We start from the raw sequence: 17,212 nt of genomic DNA on the forward strand, positions 1-17,212 counted from the left end.
CCAACACAGGGTAGTGATCTTATGTATAAGTCCTTGCGCAGACCTGAACGCTTATTTCGTTTTGGGCAATGGTTGGTAGCGCTACTCTTCGCTTACTTTTTAGTGCAGGTAGGCGCGCATCTGATCGCAGATTTACCCTCGATCTACGCCCCGCCTAAATACGAAGATTTTGTGGATCAAAAAGCCTTAGAGCCTCTTGAGCAGGTTGTTCAACCGGCTCAGGAGCAGATGCGCGGGCAGCAAAGGGACAGCGAAGTCTTACGCACCCAACTGCACGAGCTGGAATACCGTTATCAGCAGGATAAGGAAAATTTTGATAATTGGCGGGCTGCGCGCTCCAGTACCGAACAATCGGATCAAAACCCCGAAGTATTGGCTAAGGTGCGCGTGTTAGAGCAGCAGTTGCAGCAACAACAACAGCTTCAGGCTCAGATCTATGCCCTACAACAGGAGCGTCGCCAGCTAGCCCAAAGCATCGCTCCTCAATCAGAGGCAATCCGCCAGTTACATCAGCAAGCACAGCAACAGTATCAAGAGGCGATCTATCAGGCCTCCCTCAAGGCTTTTGGGGTGCGTTTGGTGTTTGTTGGCCCTCTGTTACTGCTGGCTATTTGGCTGTTTCGTCGGCACCGCAACGGCCAAAATTGGCCCTTTGTGTGGGGCTTTATTTTCTTCGCCTTATTTGCATTCTTCTTCGAGCTGGTGCCCTATTTGCCCAGCTTTGGCGGTTATGTTCGTTATGGTGTGGGCGCGGTACTGACCTTTCTGGGAGGACGGGCCCTGATTCGCTCCCTGCAAGAGTATTTGGAGCGTAAACGCCACGAGCAGCAAGCGCCCCAAGAGGAGCGCCAGCAAGAAATTCGTTATGAACAAGCCTTGACCGCCATAGGACGCAACCAATGCCCAAGCTGTGAGCGCACCTTGCTCGCAGTGGAGGGAGCTCAGGTAAATTACTGTATGCATTGTGGTTTGAAGCTGTACGATCAATGTCCCAAATGTGGACTGCGGCATAATGCCTTTTTCCCCTTTTGTCCGGCCTGCGGTGCGGCTTCGGACTCCCAAAACAAGCCCGCGCAGGTATGAGCTAAGCTTAGTAGCCTCCAGTGGCTGATCGTCCTCAATGCATCGTTATATTTACTAGTATATAGCGCGTGCCGTACACTTCTGTACAGTTATCCGGTCTTGTTGCAAAAAGCTGTAGATCAGCGACACAAGTTCTGGATGTTCAACCTACCTGTGCTGTAGGTGGAATACGAGCCGATCTAGGAGTTCATGCCATGATGAATCAACCGACTAACTCCGATACTGAAGCCTTTGATGATGCGCCCTTGTTGCGTGTCGAGCCGATTCCTGCGGAATCCTTACAACAGGTACGGGATATCATTGAGGCGTTACGCCCTAATGTGCAGCGTGATGGCGGTGATCTTGAACTGGTTGAAGTGCAGGGTAATTTAGTGCGCCTACGCCTTAAGGGAGCCTGTGTGGGCTGTTCTTTAGCCGCTCAGACGTTAGGGGGCGTACGTCGGGCCTTGGTTCAAGCCTTGGGTAATCCGGGAATTCGTGTTGTACCGGCGGTCTGAATGTCTGTAACTCGTACTCAGGGAAAGCAACCTGCCCTTCCTGCCGGTTCACAGTCTCAGCCATCAGCCAAGCCGCCAGAACGTTCGTCAGGAGTTGCTACTGCCATGACTGCTTCTAACCCACACCTTTGCGAATGCGATCTGGGCGAATGCCGTACCGATCTTCTGCCTTTACTCTATGAGATGAGCCAGATCGCTACGGAAACCGGTGATCTATCCAGTATTCTCAATATCCTGCTGCGCCTGATGAAAAGGCATATGAACATCGTGCGCGGTATGGTCAGCCTATTCGATAAAGAGTCGGGCAATATCGTCTTGCACGAAAGCTTTGGCCTAACCCCCGATGAGGCCCGTAAAGGCGTTTATCTGATGGGAGAAGGGGTTATTGGTTCAGTGGTAGAAACGGGCCAAACCATTGTGGTGCCCAATATCTCCGATGAGCCGAGTTTTTTAAATCGTACCGGCAGCCGTGATTTAGAAGCTCAGGACGCTAATTTATCCTTCATCTGTGTGCCCATCATGCGCGGGCGCAAAGTGATGGGTACCATCAGTGCGGAGCGGATCTACGATAACGCTGAGCTGCTGAAAATGGACGTGGAAGTATTGTCCATTCTGGCCACCATTACCGCTCAGTCCGTTGAGTTGTATCTGCTGGAAAACATTGAGCACGTTGCGCTGGAGTCGGAAAATCAGCGGCTGCGGGTCGAGTTAGGTGAGCGCTTTAAGCCAGCCAATATCATCGGCAGCTCTAAGCCGATGCAAGAAGTTTATCGCTTGATTGAGCGCGTAGTGCGTACCAAAACCACGGTACTGGTTTTGGGAGAAAGTGGTGTGGGTAAGGAGTTAGTCGCCAGCGCCATTCACTACAACAGTCCGATTGCTAAAGGGCCCTTTGTTAAGTTCAACTGCGCCTCTTTACCGGAATCAGTGATTGAAAGCGAACTCTTTGGCCATGAGAAAGGCTCCTTCACCGGAGCCATCGGTCTGCGCAAAGGCCGGTTTGAGGAAGCCGCCGGCGGCACCATTTTTTTGGATGAAGTGGGAGAGATGTCCCTAACCACTCAGGCCAAGTTGTTGCGCGTGTTGCAGGAGCGCAGCTTCGAGCGGGTGGGCGGAAATTCCACCATCAGCGTGGACTTGCGGGTGATTGCGGCGACTAACCGTAATCTGGCCGATATGGTGGCCGCCGGTACCTTCCGCGAAGACTTGTACTACCGTCTGAATGTATTCCCCATCACCATTCCACCTTTGCGTGAGCGGGGCAGCGATATCATCACCTTGGCTGACTACTTTGTTTCCCGCTTTTCACGGGAGATGGGGATTGAGGTGAAGCGCATTTCTACGCCAGCGTTGAATATGCTCTATTCCTACCACTGGCCGGGTAATGTGCGGGAGCTGGAAAATATCATCGAGCGTGCCATTTTGCTCAGTGAGGATGGTGTAATTCATGGCTACAACTTGCCGCCCTCATTACAAGCGCCGGTGGTGGGTGATCCTGATGTGCCTCCGGGCAGTTTAGAAGCGCGACTGAATGCCATTGAGTACGAGTTGATCGTGGATGCTTTAAAGCTGCATCAGGGCAATATGACCGATGCTGCAACCCATCTTGGTTTAACCCGTCGAGTACTGGGTTTGCGCATGGCCAAGTACGACCTCGATTACAAGAATTTCCGCTAAAAACTGCGCCCTGCTGAACCTCCTTTTAAACGACTTCCTCCTGCCAAGGATGGCTGGAGGTTTCATCATTTCAGTAAAGCGTTCCTGAATGTACCTCGGTGTTAAACCTTCGTTCGCGGTGGTACGTCATAAGCCGTCGAAATCTGCTCAAAGCCTGATGCAGTAAGGGATTCAGAAGGTTGGCTCAGTGTTTGCTCAGGAGCTTATGTACCTGTGCCTTTGGCCTGGCCGCTGGACAGCGGCTGCCTTTCATCCATGCATCAGGGTGACTGTGGTCATCCGGAGAGGGACAACGATGAATCAGACCGATATCCAGAACCTGCTCGACGAGCCTGCTTGTGACCATAACACTGCCGGAAAAACCGGATGCGCCCGGGCTAAACCCGGTGCTACCCAAGGCGGCTGTGCGTTCGATGGTGCTCAGATTGCCATGTTGCCGATTGCTGACGCGGCCCATATTGTTCATGGCCCCATTGGGTGTGCCGGTAGCTCTTGGGATTTACGGGGTAGCCTGTCTTCGGGCCCGCAGCTGTATCGCATGGGCATGACTACCGAATTATCCGATGTCGATGTCATCATGGGACGGGGCGAGAAAAAGCTCTTTCATGCCATCCATCGTGCCGTTGAGCGCTACAAGCCCACCGCTGTATTCGTGTATGGAACCTGTGTTCCTGCCATGCAAGGCGACGATATTGAGGCAGTAGCCCGTGATGCCAGCCAGCGTTGGAACATTCCGGTGATTCCCGTTGACTGTGCGGGTTTCTACGGCACCAAAAGCCTTGGCAACCGTATTGCCGGTGAAACCCTGTATCAGCGGGTGATCGGTACTCGTGAGCCGGCTCCGGTTCCTCAAGGCGTGGTGCCTACCGATGTTAAGGTTCACGACATTAACCTGATCGGTGAGTACAACATTGCCGGAGAGTTCTGGCGCGTAGCTCCCCTGTTTGATGAGTTGGGCCTGCGTATTCTCTGCACCCTGTCCGGGGACGCCCGTTTCCAAGAAGTACAGACCATGCACCGTGCAGAAGTGAACATGGTGGTCTGTTCCAAAGCCATGCTCAACGTTGCCCGCCATCTGCAAGACGATTTCGGCACCCCTTTCTTTGAGGGCAGTTTTTACGGCATCGCTGATACCTCGCAAGCGCTGCGGGACATTGCACGCATCATCGGCGATCCTTCGCTCATCGTGCGCACAGAGCTGTTAATCCTGCGCGAAGAGGCCAAGGCACAGCGCGCCCTAGAACCTTGGCGTGAGCGCTTGACGGGTAAACGCGCGCTGATTTTCTCCGGTGGTGTGAAGTCTTGGTCCATTGTTTCGGCTCTGCAAGATCTTGGCATGGACATCATTGCTACCGGCACCGAAAAATCCACCGCTGAAGATCGGGCTCGTATCCTTGAGCTGATGGGCGATCAAGCGCGGATGATTGATGACAACGATCAAGCCGCCCTTATGGCCACCTGTCGGGAAACCCAAGCCGATATTCTGATTGCCGGTGGTCGTTATCTGTACGCCGCACTCAAGTCCAAACTGGCCTTTCTCGATATTAACCACGAGCGTGACTTCGGCTATGCCGGTTACACAGGATTGGTGGAGCTGGCTAAGCAGTTGGCTTTGGCGGTGGAAAGCCCCATCTGGCAGCGTCTGCATCAACAACCGGCTTGGCTACAGGCCAGTGCTTCGAGCGCCATAGCTGCTCAGGCGGGAGGCGTTTAAGATGGCACGCATTACCCAAACCAATAAGCCGCTTAGTGTGAACCCGTTGCGGGTGAGCCAACCTATGGGCGCGGCTCTGGCTTTTTTGGGCCTCAACCGCAGCATTCCCTTAGAGCACGGTGCTCAGGGATGTACGGCTTTTAGCAAAGTATTCTTCACGCGGCATTTCCGCGAGCCTATTCCGCTGCAAACCACCGCTATGGATATGGTCAGCACGGTAATGGGCAGCGATGAGCGGCTGGAAGAAGCCCTGCTCACCATTACCGAACAACACAATCCCGAGGTGATTGGTTTAATCACCACCGGATTGTCGGAGATGCAAGGTGCGGATATTCAGCGAGTGCTGCGTACCTTTAATCTGCGTTATGGAAAAAAAGGCCCAAGCATTGTGGCGGTAAACACGCCCGATACTCTGGGTGGCCTTGAAAGTGGTTTTGCGCTAGCGGTTTATGCCTTAATTGAGCAACTGCTGCCTAGCTCCATCCGTTTACCGGACATTTACCGTCCACCACAGGTTAATGTGTTGGCTTCCTCTATGCTGACACCAGCGGATTTAGAGGCGCTGCGGGATTGGATTGAAAGCTTTGGTCTGCAAGCAATCCTTTTACCGGATTTGAGTGACTCATTGGACGGCCATCTGACGGAAGAAGGCTTTAGTAACCTCACTATTGGCGGCTTGACTCGTCCCGCTTTAGCCTCCATGAATAACTCGCGCCTTACTCTGGTCATCGGTAACTCCTTAAATGCGGCGGCGGATTTACTGCATGAGCGCACCGGAATCCCTGATGTACGTTTTACCGGACTTAGCTCCATCGCTGAATGTGATGCCTTTATCCAAGCTCTAACCGAAGTATCGGGGCAACCAGTACCGGCCAAAATCCAACGCCAGCGGGCCCAATTAATGGATGCTTTGGTGGATAGTTATATGGGCTTGGGCGATGTGCGGGTGGCAATTGGGGCTGATAGTGATCAACTGCTGGCTTTGGGCAATTTCTTTGATGATACCGGCCTGCGCTTGGTGGCTTCGGTCAGTCCGTGCAATACCCAGTTGCTGGAGCGCCTCAATACCGAGGAAGTGCTGGTCGGTGATTTTGAGGACTTAGAGGATCGAGCTCGTGCTACGGGTGCTCAGGTCATGATTGGTAACTCCCATGCCCTACAAAGTGCTGAGCGTTTGGGCATTCCACTGATTCGGGCCGGTTTTCCCCAATACGACTATTACGGCGCTTCTGCACGTCAGTGGGTGGGTTATCGCGGTATGCGGCAATTGGTATTTGAGTTAGCCAACCTGCGTTGCGCCCAAAACGGTGGTATTGCGCCTTATCACTCAGAGTTACGTCAAAATTTTAATCAAGTCCCGACCGCCCATCTGGTTGAACAACCCGCAAGGAGTCTTTTGTCATGATTCGTGTTGCCTTTGCCTCCAGCGATCGAGTCAATGTTGATCTGCACTTTGGCGCAGCCGACACCCTCGTGATCTACGATGTCTCCCCCGGATATGCTGAGTTAGTCGGGGTTGGCGAATTTGTTAAGGTGAATATGAAGGGTGAAAACCGTCATAAATCCTTAACCGATGCCAACGAGACCAGCGTCATCGACCTGCATTTAAGCCCGGAAGAAATCGAGCGTCTGAACGCTAAGCCGCCTGAAGATAAAGTCATCGCTAAACTGGATTTTCTTAAAGATTGTTCTGCGGTGTATGCAGCTTCCATCGGCACCTCTTCCATTAAGCGTTTAATCATGGCCGGTTTACAGCCCATTATTGTGGGCACAGGACAGACCATTGAGGACTTGCTCAACGAAGTGAGTCTAGCGCTGCATTGTGGTGGATTAAGCTGGGTGGAGCGTGCCAAAGCTAAGGCTGAGAAAGCGGGTATTCAAGCAAAAACTGCTGAAGAGGGTGGGGTAAAACTGATTACCTCCATCGAAGAGTTAGCTTAAGCCTTTTCGGCAGCCTATTACAGCGCTGCCATGGGCTTTTTAATTCAGTGACGGGTTGCTTTGCTTGGGTGCTTGGGGGTGGTTTCAGAGGTGCATTGAGTGCAGGATGCCTCTGGACGCTCCAGCCAAAGTAACCCGGTCGTACACTGAGCACAGGAAGAGCTAGGCTGCGTGAGCTCATGTCCAATCAATGAGCGCCGCTTCTGGAAGTGTTGCTGAGCCAGCATTCTCTGTTGATAAGCCGCGGCTTGCCATCCCGCCAGCCACTGTACGTCCCGTCGTAAATACGCTTGAACCAACTCCCATTCGGCGTGGGTGAGCCCTTGCAACTCTAGTTCTCCCTCATGTTGGGTATTGGGATGTTCTGGGGTTTGCTCCAGCTTTTGCATGACCTGAGCTATTTGCTCCAACAGCCGGTCATAAAGCCCCTCAGTTTCATCTTCGGGAAATACTCTCATGCTACACCTCACATACTGGGCTTTCTGTGTATAAGCCTAGTCGGCCTCTGGCTTGGTTGAGACACAGACCGACCGATGGAATCTCATCACTACCCTGTGTCCTATACTCAAATCCATGATCTTAGCCTTGGCCTTAGAGGTTAAAGGGTACGGCTTGTTGCTGACAGAGCTGAGCCAGTGCCATCGCCCACTGAGGATGATCGTTCAGGCAAGGAATCAGTTGTAAGTCTTCCCCTCCTGCGGCTAAAAACTGTTCTCTAGCACGCACGCCGATTTCCTCTAGGGTTTCCAGACAGTCACTAACAAAAGCAGGGCAGATAACCAGCAGCTTTTTAACCCCCTGAGCGGCTAGTGCCTGTAAGCGCTCTTCAGTATAGGGCGCTATCCATTTTGCGCGACCCAAACGGGATTGAAAGGAGACCGACCAGCGTTCAGGCATTAACTCCAAGCGTTGTGCCAAGCCCTGGCTGGTTCGATAGCACTGGGCTCGATAACACTGGGCTAATACGGCCCCCTGCGCCTGCTGGCAGCAATCTGTGTTAGTTAGGCAATGTTGACCGCTAGGGTCGGCCTTATGAATGTGGCGCTCAGGCAGACCGTGATAGCTCATGAGCAAATGGTCAAAGCCTTGCTCTAAATAAGGTTGTACCTGAGTTGCGAGCGCATCCAAATAGGCAGGCTGATCGTAAAAAGCAGGCAATGTACTGATAGATAGGGGCAGTCGATGCTGAACTAATACGCGCTGAACCTCTGTCAGTACCGTGGTGGTCGTGCTGTCTGCGAACTGCGGGTACAAAGGCGCAATGACGACCTGAGAGATCCCTTGTTGGGCGATCTGCTGTAACTTCTGCGCTATGGAAGGCTCTCCATAGCGCATGGCCAAAAATACCGGGCCTTGCTCCCAATGGGATTGCACCGCCCGTTGCAGGCGCTGACTGAGTACCGCTAAAGGCGATCCTTCAGGCCACCAGATGGAGGCATAGGCATGGGCCGAGGCTTTAGGGCGCGTCAGCAAAATCAAGGTAACCAACAGGCGGCGCAGGGGCCAAGGTAAATCAATGACGTAAGGATCCATTAAAAACTGGTTGAGATAGCGCCGCACATCCGTCACTTCAGGAGAGGCAGGCGATCCCAAATTCACTAACAGCAATGCCTGTTCGGTCATACCGGAAAAACTCTTTGATACACGGATAAAAGCCCTTTATTTCAATGCGACTGCAAAAGGTCGCATAGAGCCGGTTCTAAATCGGTAAAGTGAAACCGAAATCCTGCAGCCTGAGTGCGCGCGGGTACGGCGTGCTGTCCTCCCAGCAACAACTCCGATAAATCCCCTAAGCCCAGTCTAAGAGCCCAAGCGGGTGCGGATAACACCGCCGGACGGTGTAACACCTGACCCAAGGTTTTGCAGAAATCTTTGTTGCGTACTGGATGAGGCGCACAAGCATTATAGGGGCCCGCCATTTCCGGGTGATGCAGGATAAAGTCAATCAAGGCCACTTGGTCTTGAAGGTGAATCCAAGGCATCCATTGTTGGCCTGTTCCCAGTGGCCCACCCAACCCCAGCCGGAACAAAGGCAATAATCGTGCTAGAAAGCCCCCTTTAGGGGCCAGCACCAACCCCGTGCGCACTAAGGCCACTCGTATATCATGGATACTGGCCTCGCTGGCGGCATCTTCCCACGCCACACAGAGTTGGCTAGCAAAGTCGGTACCCGCGGGTTGATCCTCGGCCAATAAGCGTTCGCCTCCATCGCCGTACCAGCCGACCGCAGAGCCTGAAATCAATACCTTGGGTTTATGCCGTCGCTGAGCCAATCCCTGAACTAACTGCTCGGTATAGCGGACACGACTGTCCCATAACAGAGTACGGCGCGCTTTAGTCCAAGGACGATCAGCGATAGGAGCACCAGCCAGATTGATGACCGCATCTAAAGATTGCTCCTCAATCGCCCCCAAATCGGCAATGCCTATGACGTTAGCGCCACATAAGGAAGCGACTTGATTAGGTCGGCGGCTGAGTACCCAGAGTTTATGCCCTTGATTCGTCCAATATCGGCATAGGGCTTGGCCAATTAGCCCTGTGCCTCCGGTCAATAAAATATGCATGGTAAGTCCTCTGTCAGCCGATGCGCTGGGCCCGAAGTGGTGGCACACCGAGGTTTATTCAGAGTTTAGTTGCTCTTGCACCCTTGGTGGCTTAACTCTATTACTAGAACATTAGGCGGACTCGGTTGCATACGCCAAAGCATGCTATGTTCCTTCAGTAATAAATAAGCCAAAGTACAGTCTCCTATCCTAAATCAAAGCCTGTGATTATCGGAGTTGGGTATGTCCTCAATCAAAATTGCTGTGAGCGCCTGTCTGTTGGGGCAGCCGGTACGCTTTAATGGTGGACACAAAGCTTCTAAGTTGTGTCTGGAGGTACTGGCTCCCTATTTTGAATTTGTTCCGGTATGCCCTGAAATGGCCATCGGTTTGGGAACGCCGCGTGAGCCCATCCGTCTGGTAGGAAATCCAGAAGCACCCCGTGCTTTGGGTGTGAAAGATGCTGAGCTTGATGTGACGCAACCACTCACCGAATACGGCCAAAAGATGGCACAGCAACTACAGGACATCAGCGGCTATATCCTGATGCAAAAGTCACCCTCCTGCGGTATGGAGCGGGTGAAGCTGTATCAGGACAATGGCCATCCACTAGGCAGTGCGCCCGGTATCTATGCCCATGCTTTTAGTCGGGCTCGACCTGAGTTGCCGATTGAGGAAGATGGCCGCCTGAACGATCCGGTACTGTTGGAAAACTTCCTCGTCCGGGTGTTTACCCATGCGCAGTGGCGGGAGCTGTGCGCGCAAGGGCTGACGTATCAGGGGATTTTGGCATTTCATGCGCGCTGTAAGTTTCAGTTACTGGCCCATAACCCCCCGCAATATAAGCAACTTGGTCGATTGCTGGCCGACATTGGCCGCTATCCTGCCGAGGACATTGGGCCACGTTATTTTGCTCAGTTGATGCAGGCTCTGAAAAAGCCAGCCACACGAGGCACGCACAGTAACAGCTTGCAGCACCTATCGGGCTATCTGAAGGATCATTTAGAGGCTTCGGATCGTCAGGAAATCCACCAACTCATCCATCAATACCGACAAGGGCATACGCCTTTAGTGGTTCCCCTGACCCTGATTAAACACCACCTGCGCAAGCATCCAGAGGCTTATTTGGCCGCCCAAAGTTATTTGCAGCCCTACCCAGAAACCCTCAACTTGCGTCATGCCATCTAACCCACTCTGAGATACGTCATGTCTTACCAGTTGGTCTGGCTACGCACCGATTTGCGCGTAGCCGATAACCCTGCGTTGTATAAAGCCATGAGTCAGGGACCGACTTTGGCACTGTATTTGGTTACGCCTGAACAGTGGAAAGTACATCAGGACTCCCCCAACAAGCTCGAATTTTGGCGGCTGAGCCTTATCCGTCTTGCTGAGCAGCTTCAGCAGCTCAAGGTTCCTTTGCTGGTACGCTGCGTACCGCGCTGGGTCGATGTTGCTGAGCACTTGATTCAGCTTTGTCAGCAGTACTCCGTTCAGACGCTGCATTTCAATGATGAATACGGTGTGAACGAGCAGCGCCGTGATCAGGACGTACAACAGCGCCTGAGCGCCTTGGGCATCAGCTGCCATTCTTATTTAGATCAAGTGTTTTTTGCACCGGGTACGTTATTGACTCAGACAGGTCGAGCTATTCAGGTGTACAGCGCATTTCGTAACCAATGCCATGCCCGTTTGCTGCACCATCTGCCTAAACCTCTGCCTCGGCCTAAGGCTCAGCAGCCTGTGGGTATTCCTCCTGATCAGATACCGGAGCGCTTTTCCGAAGTTGAGGCTATTTCCCTATCTGATTGGCCAATGGGTGAGTCAGCGGCCCACAGCTTGTTGGAGCTCTTTGTCAGCGAACATTTGGCGCAATATGCCAAGGCACGGGATTTTCCCGCCCAAACAGGAACCAGCCGCTTATCGCCTTATTTAACTGCGGGTGTGCTCTCGGTGCGCCAATGTGTGCAAGCCGCATTAAGCCTGACCCATGGTCATTTTGATACCCAACATTCTGGCTTTATCACTTGGGTGGATGAATTGCTGTGGCGTGAGTTTTATCGACATATTTTGCACGCCTATCCGCGTCTTTCTAGGGGCTATGCCTTTAAGCCAGAGACCGAGGCTCTACTGTGGCGGCAGGCTCCCGAGGATTTAGCCGCTTGGCAACAGGGGCGCACAGGATTTCCCATCGTGGATGCGGCCATGCGCTGTTTAAAAGCTACAGGTTGGCTGCACAATCGGCTGCGCATGATTGTGGCCATGTTCCTGAGTAAAAACTTGCTGATTGATTGGCGAGTCGGCGAGCAGTGGTTTATGCAGCATCTGCTGGATGGCGATTTAGCTCAGAATAACGGCGGTTGGCAGTGGAGTGCTTCTACAGGTACGGATGCGGTTCCCTATTTTCGCCTGTTTAACCCCATTACGCAGTCTGAGAAATTCGATCCGCAAGGGGATTTTATCCGGCGTTGGGTTCCCGAATTAGCCCATGTATCTGCGCAAAAAATTCATAATCCGGCGACTTTAGGTGGACTCTTCGGCATTTCTGGTTATCCCAGACCCATTCTCGATTTAGCTCAAAGCCGTAAACGGGCGCTACAGGCTTTTAAGAGTTTATCTAGCCACCAGACTGAGCCTTCCTGATCCTCTACACTGCGCAGCCGTTTTGAGAAAGCCACCATGACCCAGCCATACACCACACATCCCATCCTTGTTATAGGCGCTGGCCCCGCAGGACTGATGGCAGCGGAGGTGTTGAGTCAGTCTGGTTACGGAGTTTCGGTCTTTGATGCCATGCCCTCGGTGGGGCGTAAATTTTTGCGTGCTGGAATCGGTGGACTGAACCTCACCCATGCCGAACCTTTTGCTGATTTTGTGCGCCGTTATGGTGCAAAAAGCACAGTATTACGCCCTATCTTAGACAGCTTCAACCCAGTTGCAGTATCTGCTTGGGCTCAAAGTTTAGGTATTGAAACCTTTGTTGGCAGCTCTGGACGGGTTTTTCCACGCGATATGAAAGCTGCTCCTTTGTTGCGGGCTTGGCTGCATCGGTTACGGCAACAGGGCGTGAGTATACATACACGCCACTATTGGCGGGGATGGAATGAACAAGGAGCAGCAATATTTGATACGCCAGAAGGGGAGAAAAGCGTTCATTATGCTGCGATTTTGCTGGCATTAGGGGGAGCAAGCTGGCCACAACTTGGTTCTGATGGGCGTTGGGTCAATCTACTTCAAGAGCGTCAAATACCCATTACCCCCTTACAACCGGCTAACTGTGGTTTTGAGGTGGAAGCTTGGAGTCCGCACCTTAAACAACACTGGGCCGGAGCCCCCTTAAAGGGTGTCATTTTGTCGCACCATAATCAGCCATCGCACAAAGGGGAGTGCATCCTAACTCAGCACGGTCTTGAAGGCGGTCTCATTTATACCCTTGCGGTGGAAATACGACAAGAAATCCTACAAAAAGGTCAGGCGTTAGTGCACCTGGATTTAGTGCCTGAGCGTTCGCTAGATCAGGTGATAGCGGCTTTGAGTCAGTCGCGTGGCTCGAAATCACTATCTACTCATCTGAAGCGCCAATTAGGCTTAGAGGGGCCAAAAACTGCCTTGATTTATGAGCTTACCTCAGCAGAAATCCGCACCGATGCACGACAGTTGGCCCAAGCGATTAAGGGCTTACCCATTTACCTAAAACGTCCTCGCCCTTTGGCTGAGGCCATCAGCACTGCGGGCGGAGTGTCTTTTGAGGCTTTAGATCAGCACCTGATGGTGCAGGAGTTTCCCGGCATTTTTTGCGCGGGTGAAATGCTGGATTGGGAGGCTCCTACCGGAGGCTATCTGCTGACCGCGTGTTTTGCCACAGGCCATTGGGCGGCCCAAGGCATTATGGATTGGTTGAGGCAGTCTTAATCAGGTAGCAATCACGATCACATGGGAGGCCTTAATCAAGGCCGTGCAGGGTTGCCCCGGAGCCAAACCCAACTCAGTGATGCTTTCATTGGTAACGGTAGCCGTTAGGGTGCGATCTCCGGATAAATACAGCTTAACCTCACTGTTAATCGGCCCTGGAATGATGGATACCAGTTTGCCATGCAGCTGATTGCGGGCACTGACACGAAGGTTGGGCTCAAGGGACAGCAGAACAAAGCTTGATTTAATCAGTGCCATGGCATTTTTACCCGGCGATAACTGCATTTCTTCCACGCAATCGGTATTGATGCTGGCGACAATCTCTAACCCACGGCCTAGATCAAGGGTTAAAGTGGAGTTCACTGCGCCGTATTCAAGGCTTTTGATCCGCCCGTGGAATTGGTTACGAGCGCTGGTTTTAACCGCAACCGCCCGTAATAGGCGGTCAATGTCCGCAAAGTGCTCAACGCCTTGGGAGACTCGGCTCATATAGCGCTGATATTCGATTTGCATCCGCCGCCATGTGTACACCGTATCTCGGCCAAAATCGGTGAGGCGGGTTCCTCCGCCCTCTTGTTCCCCTGCGGAGCACACCACCAAAGGGCGCTCGGATAGGTTATTCATCGCATCCACTACGTCCCAAGCCGCTTTATAGCTGAGCTTTATTTGTTTGGCGGCTCGACTGATGGAGCCCGTAGCCTCAATTTGCTCTAAAAGTTCGAGGCTTTTATGGGTCAGATATTCCTTATCAGCATCATTTGGCCAGAGATAAGCGTCGTTACCCGTAGGTTGATGGGAATGGGGCATGACCAAGCACTCACTGCAAAATGTTATGTAGAGCTGTCTGCAAAAAAACTTCCAAGCGGCTTGAGTGTTCCCAACGCACTGTTTTTTGGGTTATTTAGGCTTTTTAAGCGGCTGTTTACAGCGTCATAAATAGCACTTTAGGTAAGCAATATAGGCTTTATTTTGTATACAAGACTACAGAAGACTAATGTCGAACCTACAGTCGTCTGACAAAACTAACCCATCTTGAGCCCAAAATTCCCCTGTGCGATGCTGAAGTTGTAATAAAGCCGACATTTATAGGTTTGGGTGTTATTCCTGAGCGCTCAGGATAGACTGATAGCGCCCTAAATCTGTGGCATCCAGAAATATTCAACGATTTTTTAACGCGTGGCATGTGGGTTGCAGTAAATACGTTACTAGGTTTTCGAGCCACTCCCAAAGCCGAAGGAAACATACCGATGATCACATTGACCGAGAATGCGCAAGCAGCCATTAATCGCTTCATGAGCAACATGAACAAGCCAATTGCCGGCCTGCGTATTCGGGTCGAGGGAGGCGGCTGCTCAGGTCTTAAATACAGCCTGAAACTGGAAGAAGTAGCAGAAGACGACGATATGCAAATTGGATGCGGCCCTTTGACCCTGCTAATTGATGCACAAAGTGCCCCCCTGTTGGATGGTGTCGTGATGGACTTTTTAGAGGGTGTTGAGGGCAGTGGCTTTACCTTCAGTAACCCCAATGCTTCTAAAAGTTGCAGCTGCGGCAAATCCTTTGCCTGCTGATCTTTATATAACAGGGTGCTGGCACAGAACCGGCACCTTAAAAGACTTACCGGGAGATTACGCCGTATGTGGGATTATTCAGAAAAGGTAAAAGAGCACTTTTATAACCCCAAAAATGCTGGGGCTGTGCCGGATGCCAATGCCGTTGGTGATGTAGGCTCACTGAGCTGCGGTGATGCTTTGCGCCTCACCCTAAAAGTAGACCCTGAAACTGACGTGATTCTGGATGCAGGCTTTCAGACCTTTGGTTGCGGTTCAGCCATTGCCTCCTCATCAGCTTTGACCGAAATGGTTAAGGGTCTGACGCTGGACGAAGCCTTGAAAATTAGCAACCAAGACATTGCTGATTTCCTCGACGGCCTTCCCCCGGAAAAAATGCACTGCTCCGTCATGGGCCGTGAAGCTTTGCAAGCTGCTGTCGCTAACTTCCGTGGCGAAGAACTGGAAGACGACCACGAAGAAGGCGCACTGATCTGTAAGTGCTTTGCCATTGACGAAGTCATGATCCGCGACACCATTCGCGCCAATAAATTGTCCACCATTGAAGATGTCACCAACTACACCAAAGCCGGTGGTGGTTGCTCCGCGTGCCATGAAGGCATTGAGCGCCTCCTGAGCGAAGAGCTGGCCGCCCGTGGTGAAATTTTCGTACCTGCGCCTACTAAAGCTAAAGCCGCGGTGACTCGTATGCCTTCTCCTCCACCGTCTGAAGCTGCTACCGCGCCCATTGCATCCCCTGAGCCCACTCCTGCCGCTGCCGCACCTGTTGCACCTAAGCTGACCAACTTACAACGCATTCGCCGCATTGAAACCGTGCTGGAGTCCGTCCGCCCCGCTTTACAACGTGATAAAGGTGATGTGGAGTTGTTGGATGTTGAAGGTAAAAACGTGTACGTTCGTTTGACGGGAGCTTGCACCGGTTGCCAAGCAGCCAGCATGACCCTAAGCGGTATTCAGCAAAGGTTGATTGAAGATTTAGGAGAGTTCGTCAAGGTAATTCCTGTCAGTGGCCAAAATCATACGGGGGTCTAACCATGCTCAACGTCTATCTGGACAATAACGCCACCACCCGGGTGGATGATGAAGTGGTACAAGCCATGCTGCCGTTTTTTACTGAGCAGTTTGGTAACCCCTCCTCCCTACACAGCTTTGGCAATCAGGTCGGACAGGCGCTGAAAGGTGCACGCCAGAGCGTGCAAAAGCTTTTGGGTGCTGAACACGACTCAGAAATCCTGTTCACCTCGTGCGGTACGGAGTCTGACTCTACGGCTATTTTGTCGGCCCTGAAGGCTCAGCCGGAGCGCAAAACCATCATCACCACGGTGGTGGAGCATCCCGCTGTTCTGACTCTGTGCGATTACTTGGCCACCGAAGGCTACACCATCCACAAGCTGCCCGTAGATAAAAAGGGCCGCTTGAATCTGGATGAGTACGCCAAGCTGCTCTCTGAAGATGTAGCTATTGTATCCGTGATGTGGGCCAATAATGAAACCGGCACTCTGTTCCCGGTGGAAGAGATGGCGCGCATGGCAGATGAAGCCGGCATCATGTTCCATACCGATGCGGTACAAGCTGTGGGTAAAGTGCCCATCGACTTAAAAAACTCCTCCATTCACATGCTGTCTTTGTCCGGCCACAAGCTACACGCACCCAAGGGCGTGGGCGTGCTGTATTTACGTCGTGGTACGCGCTTCCGTCCGCTGCTGCGCGGTGGCCATCAAGAGCGTGGTCGTCGGGCCGGCACTGAGAACGCTGCTTCCATCATCGGTTTAGGCGTGGCGGCTGAGCGTGCTTTGGAGTTCATGGAGCACGAAAATACAGAAGTGAAGCGCCTACGAGATAAATTGGAAGCCGCTATTCTGGCCGCTGTTCCCCACTCCTTTGTCACGGGCGACCCGGACAACCGTCTACCCAATACCGCCAACATTGCCTTTGAGTACATCGAAGGTGAGGCCATTTTGCTGCTGTTGAACAAGGTCGGTATTGCCGCTTCCAGTGGTTCTGCCTGTACATCGGGCTCTTTAGAGCCTTCCCATGTGATGCGGGCGATGGATATTCCCTACACCGCCGCTCATGGCTCGGTGCGCTTCTCTCTGTCTCGCTATACCACGGAAGAAGAGATTGACCATGTGATCCGTGAAGTCCCGCCGATCGTAGCGCGTCTGCGTAAGTTGTCGCCTTACTGGAGTGACAACGGGCCGGTTCAAGATCCTGGTAAGGAGTTTGCGCCCGTTTACGCTTGATATTCTTTTGAGGCTACGCCTTCACGCAGGAAGG

16 protein-coding genes are annotated in these 17,212 nt (G+C 52.5%); 12 read left to right on the forward strand and 4 right to left on the reverse strand.

The annotated features are described in order from the left end of the window. The first annotated feature begins 21 nt into the window (after positions 1-21). The 6 genes from LX59_RS05325 (at position 22) to LX59_RS05350 (ending at position 6,912) form a co-directional block, all read left to right on the forward strand. On the forward strand, positions 22-1,083 hold the full coding sequence (locus LX59_RS05325) for a zinc ribbon domain-containing protein (RefSeq protein WP_144570813.1): 1,062 nt from the start codon (positions 22-24) through the stop codon (positions 1,081-1,083). Positions 1,084-1,277: 194 nt separating this feature from the next. Further along, a complete protein-coding gene (locus tag LX59_RS05330) occupies positions 1,278-1,580 on the forward strand; it encodes a NifU family protein (protein WP_144570814.1) in 303 nt (100 codons plus the stop codon). Positions 1,581-1,685: 105 nt separating this feature from the next. Next, positions 1,686-3,257, forward strand: coding sequence for a sigma 54-interacting transcriptional regulator (locus LX59_RS05335; protein WP_144570815.1), 1,572 nt, complete (start codon positions 1,686-1,688; stop codon positions 3,255-3,257). 295 nt (positions 3,258-3,552) lie between these two features. Beyond that, positions 3,553-4,971, forward strand: coding sequence for a nitrogenase iron-molybdenum cofactor biosynthesis protein NifE (gene nifE, locus LX59_RS05340; protein ID WP_144570816.1), 1,419 nt, complete (start codon positions 3,553-3,555; stop codon positions 4,969-4,971). Between the two features lies 1 nt (position 4,972). Further along, positions 4,973-6,376, forward strand: coding sequence for a nitrogenase iron-molybdenum cofactor biosynthesis protein NifN (gene nifN, locus LX59_RS05345; protein WP_144570817.1), 1,404 nt, complete (start codon positions 4,973-4,975; stop codon positions 6,374-6,376). Beyond that, complete coding sequence (locus tag LX59_RS05350; RefSeq protein ID WP_144570818.1) at positions 6,373-6,912, forward strand: NifB/NifX family molybdenum-iron cluster-binding protein; 540 nt, start codon at positions 6,373-6,375, stop codon at positions 6,910-6,912. Before nifN ends, LX59_RS05350 begins: the two co-directional genes overlap by 4 nt. Before the next feature lie 44 nt (positions 6,913-6,956). Here the strand turns inward: LX59_RS05350 and LX59_RS05355 are convergent, their stop codons facing one another. The 3 genes from LX59_RS05355 to LX59_RS05365 all read right to left on the reverse strand — a co-directional run bounded on the left by LX59_RS05355 (position 6,957) and on the right by LX59_RS05365 (position 9,476). Next, positions 6,957-7,370 carry a hypothetical protein gene (locus LX59_RS05355; protein WP_144570819.1) on the reverse strand — a complete coding sequence of 138 codons (414 nt, stop codon included), beginning with the start codon at positions 7,368-7,370 and terminating at the stop codon, positions 6,957-6,959. 133 nt (positions 7,371-7,503) lie between these two features. Beyond that, the gene (hemH, locus tag LX59_RS05360; protein WP_144570820.1) at positions 7,504-8,535 is read right to left on the reverse strand and encodes a ferrochelatase; all 1,032 of its coding nucleotides are present in this window, start codon (positions 8,533-8,535) and stop codon (positions 7,504-7,506) included. Between the two features lie 41 nt (positions 8,536-8,576). Beyond that, complete coding sequence (locus tag LX59_RS05365; RefSeq protein ID WP_144570821.1) at positions 8,577-9,476, reverse strand: TIGR01777 family oxidoreductase; 900 nt, start codon at positions 9,474-9,476, stop codon at positions 8,577-8,579. A gap of 222 nt (positions 9,477-9,698) precedes the next feature. Here LX59_RS05365 and LX59_RS05370 point away from each other — a divergent pair, with 222 nt between their 5' ends. From LX59_RS05370 to LX59_RS05380, 3 genes are read left to right on the forward strand one after another with little or no spacing between them, the layout of a single operon-like run. Beyond that, a complete protein-coding gene (locus LX59_RS05370) occupies positions 9,699-10,643 on the forward strand; it encodes a YbgA family protein (RefSeq protein ID WP_144570822.1) in 945 nt (314 codons plus the stop codon). Between the two features lie 18 nt (positions 10,644-10,661). Next, positions 10,662-12,095, forward strand: coding sequence for a deoxyribodipyrimidine photo-lyase (gene phrB, locus LX59_RS05375; protein WP_144570823.1), 1,434 nt, complete (start codon positions 10,662-10,664; stop codon positions 12,093-12,095). A 36-nt stretch (positions 12,096-12,131) separates the two neighbouring features. Next, the gene (locus LX59_RS05380) at positions 12,132-13,364 is read left to right on the forward strand and encodes a TIGR03862 family flavoprotein (protein WP_144570824.1); all 1,233 of its coding nucleotides are present in this window, start codon (positions 12,132-12,134) and stop codon (positions 13,362-13,364) included. Here the strand turns inward: LX59_RS05380 and LX59_RS05385 are convergent, their stop codons facing one another. Beyond that, a complete protein-coding gene (locus LX59_RS05385; protein ID WP_144570825.1) occupies positions 13,365-14,171 on the reverse strand; it encodes a TOBE domain-containing protein in 807 nt (268 codons plus the stop codon). A gap of 440 nt (positions 14,172-14,611) precedes the next feature. On the opposite strand from LX59_RS05385, the gene LX59_RS05390 reads away from it, so the two are divergent. From LX59_RS05390 to nifS, 3 genes are all read left to right on the forward strand, one after another. Then, a complete protein-coding gene (locus LX59_RS05390; RefSeq protein WP_144570826.1) occupies positions 14,612-14,935 on the forward strand; it encodes an iron-sulfur cluster assembly accessory protein in 324 nt (107 codons plus the stop codon). A 66-nt stretch (positions 14,936-15,001) separates the two neighbouring features. After that, positions 15,002-15,967: a Fe-S cluster assembly protein NifU gene (nifU, locus tag LX59_RS05395; RefSeq protein ID WP_144570827.1), complete on the forward strand. Its 966-nt coding sequence runs from the start codon at positions 15,002-15,004 to the stop codon at positions 15,965-15,967. A 2-nt stretch (positions 15,968-15,969) separates the two neighbouring features. Beyond that, entirely contained in the window at positions 15,970-17,178 is a 1,209-nt protein-coding gene (gene nifS / locus LX59_RS05400) for a cysteine desulfurase NifS (RefSeq protein WP_144570828.1), read from the forward strand. Positions 17,179-17,212 lie beyond the last annotated feature (34 nt).

This window comes from Azomonas agilis, from assembly GCF_007830255.1.
GTDB classification, from domain to species: Bacteria; Pseudomonadota; Gammaproteobacteria; order Pseudomonadales; family Pseudomonadaceae; genus Azomonas; species Azomonas agilis.

Excerpts from the sequence above, each read along its gene's own strand:
- LX59_RS05325 (WP_144570813.1), top strand. The coding sequence starts at position 22 with ATGTATAAGTCCTTGCGCAGACCTGAACGCTTATTTCGTTTTGGGCAA.
- LX59_RS05330 (WP_144570814.1), top strand. The coding sequence starts at position 1,278 with ATGATGAATCAACCGACTAACTCCGATACTGAAGCCTTTGATGATGCG.
- LX59_RS05335 (WP_144570815.1), top strand. The coding sequence starts at position 1,686 with ATGACTGCTTCTAACCCACACCTTTGCGAATGCGATCTGGGCGAATGC.
- nifE (WP_144570816.1), top strand. The coding sequence starts at position 3,553 with ATGAATCAGACCGATATCCAGAACCTGCTCGACGAGCCTGCTTGTGAC.
- nifN (WP_144570817.1), top strand. The coding sequence starts at position 4,973 with ATGGCACGCATTACCCAAACCAATAAGCCGCTTAGTGTGAACCCGTTG.
- LX59_RS05350 (WP_144570818.1), top strand. The coding sequence starts at position 6,373 with ATGATTCGTGTTGCCTTTGCCTCCAGCGATCGAGTCAATGTTGATCTG.
- LX59_RS05355 (WP_144570819.1), bottom strand. The coding sequence starts at position 7,370 with ATGAGAGTATTTCCCGAAGATGAAACTGAGGGGCTTTATGACCGGCTG.
- hemH (WP_144570820.1), bottom strand. The coding sequence starts at position 8,535 with ATGACCGAACAGGCATTGCTGTTAGTGAATTTGGGATCGCCTGCCTCT.
- LX59_RS05365 (WP_144570821.1), bottom strand. The coding sequence starts at position 9,476 with ATGCATATTTTATTGACCGGAGGCACAGGGCTAATTGGCCAAGCCCTA.
- LX59_RS05370 (WP_144570822.1), top strand. The coding sequence starts at position 9,699 with ATGTCCTCAATCAAAATTGCTGTGAGCGCCTGTCTGTTGGGGCAGCCG.
- phrB (WP_144570823.1), top strand. The coding sequence starts at position 10,662 with ATGTCTTACCAGTTGGTCTGGCTACGCACCGATTTGCGCGTAGCCGAT.
- LX59_RS05380 (WP_144570824.1), top strand. The coding sequence starts at position 12,132 with ATGACCCAGCCATACACCACACATCCCATCCTTGTTATAGGCGCTGGC.
- LX59_RS05385 (WP_144570825.1), bottom strand. The coding sequence starts at position 14,171 with ATGCCCCATTCCCATCAACCTACGGGTAACGACGCTTATCTCTGGCCA.
- LX59_RS05390 (WP_144570826.1), top strand. The coding sequence starts at position 14,612 with ATGATCACATTGACCGAGAATGCGCAAGCAGCCATTAATCGCTTCATG.
- nifU (WP_144570827.1), top strand. The coding sequence starts at position 15,002 with ATGTGGGATTATTCAGAAAAGGTAAAAGAGCACTTTTATAACCCCAAA.
- nifS (WP_144570828.1), top strand. The coding sequence starts at position 15,970 with ATGCTCAACGTCTATCTGGACAATAACGCCACCACCCGGGTGGATGAT.